Source organism: Leptospira jelokensis (assembly GCF_004769635.1).
In the GTDB taxonomy this organism is placed as follows: Bacteria; Spirochaetota; Leptospiria; order Leptospirales; family Leptospiraceae; genus Leptospira_A; species Leptospira_A jelokensis.
In genome coordinates this window covers 20,191-33,641 of the sequence record NZ_RQGH01000039.1, presented here as the reverse complement: position 1 = coordinate 33,641, position 13,451 = coordinate 20,191, and the positions used below count along the sequence as shown (strand labels likewise).

The window sequence follows — 13,451 nt, the reverse complement described above, 5'->3', positions numbered from 1 at the left end:
ATTAGGCGGGCATTGCCCGCCTAAAATCAGGAGGAAGTTATGTTAGATGAATCAACAAAAGAACAAGTAAAACAATATTTCGATCGGATCCAAAAGCCAATCACCATTCGTTTGTATTCAGGTGAACATGAAAAGAGAGAAGAACTTGTTAATTTTTTAAAAGACGTAGAGTCTTTGAGTTCACTCATCACACTCGAAGATTCAAATGATTTGTCAGATGGACTCCGGTTTTCAATAGAATCTAATGGAAATCCAACTGGGATTCATTTCTCAGGAATTCCGATGGGACATGAATTTACATCCTTTATACTGGCTATTTTACAATCAGGTGGAAATCCAATCAAATTAGAAGAAGGGATGTTAAACGCCGTATCTAAGTTAAACGGTGAATTTCGGTTTGAAACATTTATCTCTTTGGATTGCCATAATTGTCCAGAGGTCGTACAAACCTTAAACAGTTTTGCTCTTGTGAATCCATCAATATCCCATAATATGATTGATGGTGCTATGTATCCGGAATTAGTAAAAGAGAAAAACATTCAGGGAGTTCCAGCCGTATATTTGAATGGGGAACGTTTTTTAAGTGGGAAAGCGGAAGCTTCGGTAATCTTTGACAAACTCTTGGAATTGTATTCCCTTCCGGTCGAAGAAGAAAAAGCAGAGGTGATGGATCCGAATGATGTGTACGACGTAACCGTCATTGGTGGAGGGCCTTCTGGTGTGACTGCCGCGGTTTACTCTGCGAGAAAGGGTTTAAAAACTTTAGTCATTGCAGATCGATTGGGTGGACAAGTGAAGGATACATTAGGAATTGAGAATATCATTTCTGTTCCTTATACCACTGGACCGGAGTTAACTCATGTGTTGGCAGACCAACTTGAAAAAAACCAAATCAAAAAGAAAGAAAATGTGCGTGTTCAAAAAATTGAACCTGGTCAAACAAAGGTCATCCATCTAAACACTGGTGAAAAAATTCATTCCAAAACAGTGATCCTTTCTACTGGTGCAAAATGGAGAGAACTCAATGTTCCAGGGGAAAAAGAATTTGTTGGTAAAGGTGTGGCCTATTGCCCTCACTGTGATGGTCCTTTTTTCAAAGACAAGGATGTGGCTGTGATTGGTGGTGGAAACTCGGGAGTTGAGGCGGCACTCGACCTTAGTGGCATTGTAAAATCTGTCACCTTGGTGGAGTTTGGTGACAAATTGAATGCTGACAAAGTATTACTCGACAAAGTGGCAAATTCACCCAATATTAGAACATTGGTGAAAGCCCAAACAACCGAAATCCAAACCGGTGACGACAAAGTAACAGGTTTGACCTACAAAGATCGTTCTACTGAAACAACTGCAACCATTCCATTAGATGGAGTTTTTGTTCAAATTGGTCTAGTACCAAACAGTGGTTTTGTGAAAGATCTTGTAGCAACAAATCGATTTGGGGAAATTTTGGTCGATGAAAAATGTAAAACCAATGTCGATGGAATTTTTGCTTGTGGAGATGTGACAAACACACCTTACAAACAAATCATCATCGCCATGGGAGAAGGTGCAAAAGCAGCCATTAGTGCTTTTGAATACTTGTTACATGCGGCTTAAAGAAAGCCATTTTTCGACAGTTTCATAAAGATAGGTGGCGGAAATCGGTTTGGTTAAAAAATCATCCATTCCCGATTCCAAAGCCGAATCTTTCACTGAATAATAGGCACCAGCTGTTAATGCAACAATTGGTGTTTTTTTATTTGGATTTAACTCTAATTTTCTAATTTCGATCGCTGCTGTATAACCATCCATAATTGGCATTTGTAAATCCATGATGATTAAATCTGGTTTTTTTGTTTGGAATTGAGCTAGTGCTTCCACTCCGTCGATCGCAAAACGAAGTTTGGAATTAGGATATTTTTTTTGTAATAGTTTCGCTAAAAGTTTTCGATTCAGATCATTATCTTCCACAATCAAAATGTCATGTTGGAATTCTGGAATTTGTTTAAAATTGGATTCGATTACTTGGGATGGTTTATCCTCAAAGATTGAGGAAATGCTTTCGCCTGAAGATTTGATATCGAGTGTTAAAATAAAACTAAATAAACTACCAACACCTAATTCACTTTCAATATTTAATTTAGAATTCATTTTCAATAGAAGTTCGTTAGTGATGGTTAGGCCAAGTCCTGTTCCACCATACTTACGAGTGATCGATGTGTCTGCTTGTGAAAAACTATCAAATAATTTAGATCGAACTTTTGTATCAATCCCTATCCCTGTGTCAGCCACTTCAAATGAAATGGTAACCATCCCTTCCTTTTGTTCCAATTGGTGAATTGAAATTTTTACCGATCCTTCGTGGGTGAATTTGACCGCGTTCCCTATAAGATTGGAAAGGATTTGTCTTGTGCGAAGAGGGTCCAGTGACACAAAGTTTGGTAACTTGGGATCTAAAAAAAGTTCTAAACGAATTCCTTTGGCGCTTGCTGAAACTTGAAAGAGATTGAAGGTAGATACCACTAAATCCTTTAGATTTGTGTTCACATACTCCAATTCAAATTTGCCGGAATCAATTTTTGAAAAATCCAAAATTTGGTTTACGAGTTCTAATAAACTTTTTCCGGAAAGAGAAATATTCTTAAGATATTCTTTTTGTTCTTCTTCCAAGGGAGAGTTTAATAAAAGTTCAGTGAATCCAATGATTCCATTTAATGGAGTCCGGATTTCGTGACTCATGTTTGCTAAAAAATTGCCTTTTGCGATATTTGCAGCTTCTGCCAGTTCTTTGGCGTGGCGTAACGTATATTCAATTTTTTTGGTTTCTGTTAAATCTGTATTGGAACCTAACATTCGTATTTTGTTGCCTAAATTGTCACTTTGGATGTAACATTTTGATAATACGTGTGCGTAATTCCCTTTTCTTTTTTTCATTTGGAATGTGAATTCAAAAGTTTCTCTTTGTGAGGCTAAAATATTTTCTAAAAATTCACTAACCCAATCTGCGTCATCGGGATGGATTAAACTTTTCCAATACCCAATGGGAACATTTTCAGGTTTCTCATCATTGCCAAATTCCAACCACCATCGTCTAGAATAGATAACAGTATTGTTCACAAGATCCCAATCAAACCAACCATCCGAACTTGCTTCCAATATCAAAGAATACCTTTCATTGTATTCTTTTAATGCATTTTCAGCTGCTTTTTGTTCGGTGATGTCTTTACTTGCTCCAACAATGTATTTAAATTTACCTTCAATTTCGATGGGGGTAAGTTCGGTGATCCAAATTTTGGTCCCTGCAGGCATCGCAAAACTTTCTTCATACGAGATCGTTTTTTTTGCATCAATTGCTTTCTTGAAATTATCGACGACAACAATCCCAAGTTCTTCTCCCAAAAGTTGTAAAGGAGTTTTTCCTTGGACCATGGATTGGGTGATCCCAGTAGACCTTTCATAGGCTTGGTTGATCCTACGGATCACAAAATCTCCAGAATCCATCACTTCAATCAGGAACATGGAATCTTGTGAACCATTAAAAATCATATTATTTTCGATTAACAAGTGTTTGAAGTCTAGTGATTCATCCCGGAATAAACTTTGCAGTGGGAGTAGGTCTGATATATCATTTACAATTCCATCAATCCGATAACTTTGATCCGTTGGGTTTTGAATGAGCCTACCTCGGCATTCGATATATTTTATAATTTTATCATTTGTTTCGATCCTAAACCGAAGTCTGAACTTTTGTGTTTTGGTTAAAGACTTTAACGCATGTTTGAGTAAGTTTCTATCTTCATTAAAAATAATGTTTTGCCAAGAGTTTGTATTTTTTGTAAAGAAGGAGCTCTCATATCCAGTCAGGGATTTGATGGATGGACTCGTATATAAGATGTTTAATTTTGGGTATCCAATTGAGAAAACAACTTCCTCGAAATCGGACAGGATTTGGATTTCAAGGGAATTGGATTGGGTCATAAACCAATTCGACGAAAGAAATCTCTCGGAAAGGTCCTGAAATTATTTGGATTCTTGTTTTCGAATCAGAAAAGGAAGGCCTAAAAACGGGGCAAATTTTGGATAACTCAATCCCAAAAGTTCCCCATCACCCAAAACTCTAAATTCATCTACAAAATATGGCCAAGGGAAGGGTGCTTCTTTTGTGTAACGTAAAAATAATGAAGGTTTTCCATCTAAACTTGAAGTTTCAAAACTCAAATGCATATTGTATTTTTCATAAAATGACAAGTCCTTTGGATTTTGGAACAAATTGATCGCAACCATTTTGCCTTGGAATGATTTGCCCCACCAATGGCGAAAGTGAAGGAATTGTAATCCTGTTTTGGCTAACCATTGGAACCATTTTGGTCCAAGCCAAGAGATCTGGTAGTTGCCAGTAGGTTCCCCCTCGGGGGCTTGCAATTGTAAAAATTGTTTTTTATAAAAGAAAAGGGACATTGTCATTCATCCTTTTCCCAATTCGTGAAAGCATAGCGAAAAACAGGATGGTACTAAAAAAAATTGGAAAGAAAATCCAATTCATTCAGGAAAGACTTGGCAAATCCAAGCCTCAATCGTAGAACAGATGACATTCGGTACTTGGAGTTTGTATGCGTAAGATATTCCTTTGGTTTTTGATTTTGTTTTTCTTTGTTTCCTGTCAATCCGTCAAAGGAATTTTTAAATCCGTAAAACGCACCTTATTTCCCAGTGATTGCCGAATCGAAGTTAAATTAGATACAACCGGTCTTAAGTATCTCGATAATTTATGGGATTATAAAATTTCTGTTTCGGAAGATACCGAGTTTGAAGAACTGGATGCCGCCGTTTCCATTAGCCCCAAACCGTCACACCAAGGGACAAGGTATTCTTCATTTATCAGCCGTGAATTCGCTTTGGACAATTGGCATTTTGATGATAACATCGAATATGAAATTACTATTTCCAAGTTTTATTCAACTAATGACTGTTTTTTGGAAAATCCAGTTAGTTTTAAATTACCAAAGATGGTTCGCAAACCTTCGTTTTATTTGTCTCACGAAAATATTTTTGAATCCAATCTCAACAAAGTCCTTCCAATATCGATTTACAATGTTCCTGAGTTTAAAGTACGTTCTGCGGAATTAACTGTTTCTACTTTAGTAAATGCAGTTTCTAGAGATGGAAACAAATACTATCGATATACCAACGAACTCCAGTGGAAAAATTCCACTTGGAAAGCAGGGGAAAAAATAAATGCATATGGAAACCAAGGTATGGACATCGACAAATACTTTGGTTCAAAACCGAATAGTAAAGGATGGTTGGCACTTGAATTAGGAACCATCGTTGTTGATGAGGACAACAAAGAAGTATTTAAAACGGAAAACCGTTTTTTACAGTCCACCAATTTAGGAATCACAACAAAAGAAGATCCGAATAACCTTCACGTATGGATCAATACACTTTCCAAAGCAGAACCTGTTTCCAATACCAATATCAGTTTGTATGTAAAAGGCAGTTTAAAAGGAAGTTGTAAAACTGACCAAGATGGATATTGTACTGTCCCATCCATCGCCAATTCGAAGTTAATCGAATATTCTGTTTTAATTGCAGAAGACCAATCTGGTGACAAAGCATTTTTACATTTTAATGAAACACATATCTCTGGTTATTCTTCTTATAGCTCGGAAGAGAACATCAAAGGTAAAATATACTTTGATAGGAAGTTGTACAGACCAGGTGATCGTGTTGAGATCAAAGCCTTTTTAACCGATAGAAGAAATGGTTCATTAGTTCCCTATGCTTCCAAAACAGTGAATGTCCAAATCCGAGATTCTAGAGGGAAAGATGTTTCCAATGTTGCAAGTACTACCTCTTCACAAGGCGGTGTGAATTCAAGTTTTGTTGTTTCAAATGATGCACCACTTGGACATTACTCAGTTTCCATTTTAGTACCTGGTAAATCATATTCCGTAACGTATGATACATTCCAAGTAGAAGAGTTTCGACCAGTTAACTTTATGGTGAATGTAGCCCTTGCAAAAATTGCCACAAAAAATCAAAACGTAAAGGGAACGGTAGAAGGTAAGTATATGTTTGGCGCACCAATGGGTGGAGCCAAAGTGAGTTACTCTGTTTTAAAACGGAAACGATACCTTCACTTTGAACAGTATCCGAGTTATGATTTTTCTGATACATGGTATGATTATGAAGATGAGTATTCCGAAGGTAATTCCGAATACATCTCTGGTTCCGAAGGAGTTTTAGACAAATCAGGAATTTATAAACTTGATATCCCAATTGAATCATTAACTCGAAAATTTTCTACCGATGGCGAAGATATTGAAATCGCCGATCCATATAGTCTCATTGTAGAATCTTCTGTGTATGATGTGGACGGAAAATCTGTAACAAAATCGGCAAACATTCCTTACCAACCTTCTGATACTTCTGTAGGCCTCAAGTGTAAGGATCGATACCAATCCCTTGACAAACCTTTTCAGTTCACAGCTGTCGCCGTAGATACACAAGGTAAGGCAGTCAATGGAGTTGAATTAAAAGCTTATATCATTTATAACGATTGGACTTCTGTTTTATCACAAGGGATCGGTAAGTTTTTCTTTCGAAGTAACCAACTCACCAAAAAAGTGATGGAAGTGAAAAAACTCGTCTCAAAGGCAGATGGTGTTAGCTTCGATTACCGCACAAAAGATCCAGGTAGTTATACGATCTTAGTATTAAACAAAGACAAAGTTTTTTCGAGAGTCGATTTTTACGCATATGAAAAAGAATCATATTATACTTGGGATTTTCGTGGAGATGATTCCATCGAGTTGCGTTCTGACAAAAAAGAATACAAAATTGGAGACAAAGCAAAAATCCTAATTAAGTCTCCATTACAAAATGCACGTGTCATTGTTACGGTAGAAAGAGATTCCGTATACTTCCAAAAATCCTTTCTCATGAAAGGGAATAGCGCTCCAATTGAAATTCCAATCGAAAACGATTACCTTCCAAATGTGGACGTCAATGTTGTTTTACTATCTGGACGTATGCCTGTACCAGAAGGATTATCCGCTGATGATATCAGGGAATTCAACGAACAGGACTTAGGCGCTCCAAAGGCAAAAACAGGTTCTGTGACCTTAAAAGTTGAACTCGGCTCAAAAATAGCACCAGTCGTAGTCAACACAGACAAAATGGAATACCAACCGAGAGAACAAGTGAAGTTGGCGATTAAAACTGCACCAGGTGCAGAACTTACGGTTTCTGTGGCAGATCGAGGCGTTTTGGATTTGGTTGGTTATTCTTATCAATCACCAATCCAAATTTTCTATCAATATTGGTACAACATCATTAAAACTTTTGAACTAAGAAGTATGATCATCAAACATTATTTATATGAAAATAAGGGAGACAGTCCCGGTGGTGATTATGGTGAAGATTCAGGGGGAGGTTTCGCTGCTGAATCAGAATCTGGTGCAAGAAAAGATTTTAGATTAACTGCTTATTGGAATCCAACAGTAATCGCCGACAGCAGTGGCGAAGCAAACCTAAGTTTTACTTTGCCAGACAACCTAACAACATTTAGGGTAATGGTAGCTTCGTCTGCAAATGGAAAGTATGGTGTTTCAAATTCTGAATTTTTGGTAAAAAAGAATTTAGTCTTACAAAAAACTGTTGCTCGTTTCATCCGTGTGGGTGATAGCCTTGAATTAGGTGGAAGTATCACCAATAACACAAAAATCAATGGGAAGTTCCGATATAAAATAGAATCCAAGTTTTTGCCAGAAGAGAAAGGATGGCAATCTATCGAACTTTCTGCTGGGCAAACAAAGGAAGTTCTGAGAACATTTCAAATTTCAGAAACTCAATTTATCAAACTCAAACAAAACAAACCTAACGAAGACATCCAACTGAGTTATCAAGTATCGGTGGAACCTGAAAACGAATCTAATTTCCCAAATTTTAAGAAAGCAGATTTATCAGATTCACTTATCATCACACTTCCAATCAAAGAATTTGATCCTATAACTTCCGTTCAGTTTTCAGGATATACGGATTCGGAATTTAAAACAACAATTGCATTCCCAAAAAAGGATTCAATGTTATTAAACAAAGGATCTTTGGACATACGTATTTCAGGGACAGCATTGACAGCTCTCAAAAACGCATTTGATTTTTATGAGTCCAATCCATATTTTTGTATGGAACAACGAACATCTGCCTATCTTCTGTCTTTGAGTTCAGGTGAACTTTTAAGAGAGTTCCAATATAAAGCACCTGCCAAAGATTCTTATGATTTTAATCAAATCGAAAAATTGTTTTTGGATGAAATGTCTGAGTTCCAAACTTCAGAAGGAAGTTTTCGATTATGGAAAAGTTATAGCCGATCTGGTTATCCGTATCTAACAGCATATGTGGCTTCTGTGATGCAAATTGGAAAAGAAAAAGGAAAACGTTCCAATGCATCCGCATTTCAAACAGCCCTTAAGTATTTGGAATCCTATGTAAAATCACCTACAGAAACCTCTGTAGATTCTTATCAAACATTAAGTTTGATTTATTCAGTATTTTCTAAAGAGAACAAAGATGTTTCCTCACTTGAGAAAACCTTAATCGATCATTTCGACGAATTGAATCCAAAATCGCGAGGGATATTTTTGATAGCCTTTGCCGACAAAAACAAAATTGATTCTTACCAATCTAATCCTACATTTAAAAAGTTGTATGAAGACTTTATCAGTTACATCCAATATGATAAGGAACTTTTTATTGTAAAACCGATGAAAAAGAATCCAAACGAAAATTATTATTATTCGTATTACAATACTTCCTCTGTTCTTGGAAATTATTTACGTCTTATGCTCCGCGTTGACAGTAAAAATCCAAAAATGGTTCAGTTGGTAAAAGCAATCATGATGGACCAATATAAATCTTATTGGGCGGATAGTCATAGTGTTGGAACCATCGCACTTGCTTTATCGGAATATCGAAACCGATTTGAGGCCACGACCAGTGAGACTGAAGGACAAGTTGTGTTTGGTGAAAAAACTATTATAGATGAATCTTTTTCTCCTACCTCCGATTCCATTTACAAAGAAGAAATTACCTTCGATCGATTGTTTGATGGAAAGGATGTTTCTGGACGTCCCATTTTCTTTAAACGAACTAGTTCGGAAGGTCGATTATATTTCCAAACAAGACTTGCATACGTCCCTGTTAAGGATACCACCCAACAAAGGTTCAATGGACTTGAGATCAAAAAGACGATGTATCGAATTGACGGTCGCGATAGCGATGGAAATCCTATTCTCAAAGAAGTAAGTAATTTACAAAGGGGATCAACTTACCTCATCAAGGTGAAAGTGATGAGCCAAAAAGACCAAGCATTTGTATTGGTTGTTGATCCATTGCCAAGTAATACGGAAATTGTTAACACTTCCTTTTTGACCGAAAAACAGTCAGATGCCGAAGACACTGAAGTCAGTGAATCTGAATCATACTATGGTCAATATACAGAATACCGTGATGATCGGGTGATTTTTTCCGATGATTATCTTGGCAAAGGAGAAACGGAATACAAATACATCATTCGTCCTGTTGCAAAAGGAAATGCAGTGATGCCAGCATCCAAAACTTTTTTGATGTATCATCCACAGTTTTTTGGGAATACTAGTTCGGTGAGAGTGAAAGTGGAGTGAATTGGATCTCTTCATTCACAATCAAAATACTATCCTTAACAACGATTTTATTGTTAGGGATAGGTTTTTCATTTAAACCAATCGATAAGGCTCTATTTAAAAAACAAATCACAACTCGGATTTTGACCAAAGAAAAAAAAGTAATTGGTCGGTCGTTCAATGATTCACAAACAAAACAAGATTGGGAATCTTTACGTGAGTACCCTGATTTTGTTTCGAATATTGTTATCATTGCAGAAGACAAACGGTTTTTGTCCCACCATGGAATTGATTTTTTAGCATTATCCAACTCTGTTTATTCCTATTTATTTACGAAACAGAAACGAGGTGGAGGTTCTACCATCACGATGCAATTGGCACGTGTTGTGTATCCAGAAATAAGAAACTATCCATTGGCAGTCAGAAAAGTTTTTGAGTTCATCACTGCCATTCGGTTTGAGATATGGATGACGAAGGATGAAATTTTAGAGGCGTATCTCAATTCTGTTTCTTTACATTCGAATTTGGTTGGATTCCCATCTGCATCCTTACAATTATTTGGCAAACACATCCGATTTTTATCCATAGAAGAAACCGTTTATTTAACAGTATTGATACGAAAGAATTTTTCTTCCGATGCAGAAGTTGAATTTCGATACAACCAATTAAGAGAAAAAATTCCCTATCAAATACCATACTTAAAGAATCCTAAAACTTTGAGTTTAGAATTTCAAAAAGAAAGTCCTGAGGAAGGCAATTTAAAATGGAAAGGTGAAAACCAACATTTTCTCAATTGGATTCGTAATCTAAAAGTGTTACCTGAGGAAGAATTTGTATCCACTGTTTCTTCGGAATTAAATGCAGAAGTCCATTCCATCGTAAATTCAGAATTAGATGGATTACGACGCTGGAATGTGAGTAATGCATCTGCATTGGTATTGGAAAGGACTGGAAACCAAACCGATGAATTATCCTTGGTGGCAATGATTGGTTCAAAAAACTTTTTTGAAGAAGGAAATGGAATGGTGAATGGTACACTTGCATTTCGAGATGCAGGAAGTACACTAAAACCATTGTTATATGCGTATGCTATCGACAAAAATTTTTATACGATAAATTCAATTTTTTCCGATGAAAAATATTCATTTCCCATTGGACTAGGTGGCAACTATTTACCAAGGAATGCAGATCTCAGGTATTGGGGAGATATCACCTTGGCGGAAGCATTAGGAAATTCTAGAAATATTCCGGCAGTGACCACAATCCAAAAAATTGGTGTTCCTAGTTTCTATCAATTTTTACTTTCCGCTGGGTTTCATCATTTAAAAGAATCACCAAGTTTTTATGGCCCAGGACTTGCTCTCGGAACAGGAGGTGCAAGTTTGTTTCAACTTTCTAGAATGTATGGGTCATTTTTGTTAGGTGGTGTCCTACCAAAGATACGATTAGGTTATATCAAAGATACTCCCTATTATTATGGTGATTCAAAACGTTTGTTTTCAGAAGAAACTGCGGAAGAAATCAAATTTGTTTTAAGTGATTCCAAACTCAGACAAAGGGCATTTGGTAGGCGCAGTTATTTAAACTTTCCATTTCCCGTTTCCATTAAAACAGGTACATCGAAAGACTTTCGAAATTCTTGGACGATTGGATTCAATGATCGTTACGTAGTGGCAGCATGGGTGGGAAATTTTTCTGGTGAAAAAACAATGGATGTTTCAGGTTCGTTTGGAGCAGGAAGGATCGTACAAAATGTCTTTCGGTTGTTCATGAATGATAAATTCAAAATGAATTATACTCCTAAGTTTACAGAAGTTCGAAATTTTTGTAAATTAACAGGCAAGTCGGCAACAGATAAATGTCCATCCATTGCACTTCGAGTGCGAAAGGAAATGATTACACCTGAAATTTGCAACAAACACCAAAATGGTGGAGAATCTACTGTGATTGGAGTTGGTTTTGTATATCCAGCCAATGGTCAGGTGTATTTATACCATCCAAGTCATGCCAAGGAAAAACAAAATATTCCGATTCGGATCAGAGAAATCCAAAGCCTAAAGGAACCAAAACTACTTTGGAATCAAAAAGAAGAGATTCGTATTTCCAGTAATGGAGAGGCAAGTGTATCCATCCAAAGAGGAATACAAAGATTAGAATTATTTGATGGCATTCAAAAAAAAGCAAGTGTCCAATTTGAAGTTAAATGATTTAAAAACAAAAATACTTTCCCCAAATTTTAGATTACTTCAGTTTGCATTGGTTCTCTATCTATTCCATTTTCCTGGAGAATGGATTTGGAAATCCTGGGTATTTTACCATTCGAATTTTATCAATTTCCTTTTTGTTTCTTATTGTTTAACAGAGTATTGGTTCCATTCAAAAGAAAATCATCAGTCAAACATACTTGCCATCATAAAGATGATCTTTTTTTGTCTCTTGGTTTTCAGTTTGAACTACCAATGGATTTTCCAAACGGAAATTCGTTTTTCATTGGTAACCTATGCCATTTTACAAAGTAAAGATATTTTATTTGACTCAGTTTCTTTTATTGCACTTTGGCAATTGGTTCATTATTTCCCTTTCCTGATCCTTTTGGCAAATCATGTGACTAGAATTCTGAAAAGCCATATCGGCTTTGGATTGGCTATATTGATTTATTTTTTGATCGTATGGACAACACCATTACAGCGAGAAACAGAAGGTGATTTACCTCGGGCTTCCGTGCGAAACCAAAATGTTAATCATAACTTGGATCATATCCCTGAAAATACAAATATCGTAATGGTAGTTTTGGAAGGTGTCTCGAGAAAACATATCTTAGAACAAAAATCAAGATATATCGATTATTCTAAGTTAAATGGCTATCATTTTTTTATCCCGATGCCTCACACATCAAAAAGTTTATACACTTGGATGACTGGGGATCCAGGGCTTGGTAGTACAAGGATTGAATCCGAAAACATGGATTTAGATTTTAATTTGCCAAAGTACCTCAAAAATTCACACCAATATAAAACTGAGATGTGGTACACCCAATCGATTTACTTTGAAGGCATGGAACAGTTTTTTCCGAAGATTTTTAATTCCGTTTGGGATAAAACAAAATTTGAATTGGAATACAAAGACCAATTTACAACGTTTAGTTGGGGGATGGATGATAATGTAATTTTATCTCATTTAAAATACTTTCCTAAGGATAAGTTCCCATTCTTTTTATTTATCGGACTCAGCCAAACACATAGTCCATATTTTGTTGTATCTAAGGAAAACAAATCTCCTTCTAAGTTGGTCCGCCATCAAAATGCATTGATGGAAAATACCAAACTCATTGATGCAATCATTGGAGAACTTAAATCTAAGTTTGAAGCGGAAACCTTACTCATCATCACTTCGGATCACGGAGAAAGTTTTGGTGAAGAAGGGGCGCAGATTCATAATTATTCATTATACAATCAAGAAATTGATGTTCCCTTTTTATTTTATTTTCTTAAAAAAGATGAATTGTATGTACCGAATTTGGGTTCTTCCATCCATTTTAAAGATACAATGGTTGCCTTACTTTCAAAAGGAAAAAACAAGATTACAGAAACAAATAAATTTTTTTCCGATGAATACAAACTACAATTACAATGCAAAACCTGGAATTCCGAAATCCAGAGAGGACTGATTTTTGACGGAAAAAAATACATTTTTCACAATGACGTTGGCATTTTGTATGAAATGGATTTGGATGACTCTGGTCGTAATGCAATTACAAACCAAAAAAAGAAAAACACTTTGCTTAACATGATGTTCAAATGAACTTAA

The 13,451-nt window shown here is 36.1% G+C and carries 6 protein-coding genes; 4 read left to right on the top strand and 2 right to left on the bottom strand.

The window, feature by feature from the left end; all coding sequences use genetic code 11:
- The first annotated feature begins 39 nt into the window (after positions 1–39).
- Positions 40–1,596, top strand: coding sequence for an alkyl hydroperoxide reductase subunit F (gene ahpF / locus EHQ62_RS17370; RefSeq protein WP_135645189.1), 1,557 nt, complete (start codon positions 40–42; stop codon positions 1,594–1,596).
- On the opposite strand, the gene EHQ62_RS17365 is transcribed toward ahpF, so the two are convergent.
- The gene (locus EHQ62_RS17365) at positions 1,582–3,957 is read right to left on the bottom strand and encodes a PAS domain-containing hybrid sensor histidine kinase/response regulator (protein ID WP_135645187.1); all 2,376 of its coding nucleotides are present in this window, start codon (positions 3,955–3,957) and stop codon (positions 1,582–1,584) included. The genes ahpF and EHQ62_RS17365 overlap by 15 nt on opposite strands.
- Positions 3,958–3,999: 42 nt before the next feature.
- A complete protein-coding gene (locus tag EHQ62_RS17360) occupies positions 4,000–4,437 on the bottom strand; it encodes a hypothetical protein (RefSeq protein WP_135645185.1) in 438 nt (145 codons plus the stop codon).
- Positions 4,438–4,589: 152 nt separating this feature from the next.
- Between EHQ62_RS17360 and EHQ62_RS17355 the strand changes: the two genes are divergently transcribed.
- From EHQ62_RS17355 to EHQ62_RS17345, 3 genes are read left to right on the top strand one after another with little or no spacing between them, the layout of a single operon-like run.
- Positions 4,590–9,665 carry an alpha-2-macroglobulin family protein gene (locus tag EHQ62_RS17355; RefSeq protein ID WP_135645183.1) on the top strand — a complete coding sequence of 1,692 codons (5,076 nt, stop codon included), beginning with the start codon at positions 4,590–4,592 and terminating at the stop codon, positions 9,663–9,665.
- Positions 9,662–11,851 (top strand): transglycosylase domain-containing protein, encoded by a 2,190-nt coding sequence (locus tag EHQ62_RS17350; RefSeq protein WP_244241831.1) that lies wholly within the window; start codon positions 9,662–9,664, stop codon positions 11,849–11,851. The genes EHQ62_RS17355 and EHQ62_RS17350 overlap by 4 nt, the downstream gene beginning before the upstream one ends.
- Positions 11,808–13,445 (top strand): sulfatase-like hydrolase/transferase, encoded by a 1,638-nt coding sequence (locus EHQ62_RS17345; RefSeq protein ID WP_135645181.1) that lies wholly within the window; start codon positions 11,808–11,810, stop codon positions 13,443–13,445. The genes EHQ62_RS17350 and EHQ62_RS17345 overlap by 44 nt, the downstream gene beginning before the upstream one ends.
- Positions 13,446–13,451: the final 6 nt, after the last annotated feature.

Excerpts from the sequence above, each read along its gene's own strand:
- EHQ62_RS17355 (WP_135645183.1), top strand. The coding sequence starts at position 4,590 with ATGCGTAAGATATTCCTTTGGTTTTTGATTTTGTTTTTCTTTGTTTCC.
- EHQ62_RS17360 (WP_135645185.1), bottom strand. The coding sequence starts at position 4,437 with ATGTCCCTTTTCTTTTATAAAAAACAATTTTTACAATTGCAAGCCCCC.
- ahpF (WP_135645189.1), top strand. The coding sequence starts at position 40 with ATGTTAGATGAATCAACAAAAGAACAAGTAAAACAATATTTCGATCGG.
- EHQ62_RS17345 (WP_135645181.1), top strand. The coding sequence starts at position 11,808 with ATGGCATTCAAAAAAAAGCAAGTGTCCAATTTGAAGTTAAATGATTTA.
- EHQ62_RS17365 (WP_135645187.1), bottom strand. The coding sequence starts at position 3,957 with ATGACCCAATCCAATTCCCTTGAAATCCAAATCCTGTCCGATTTCGAG.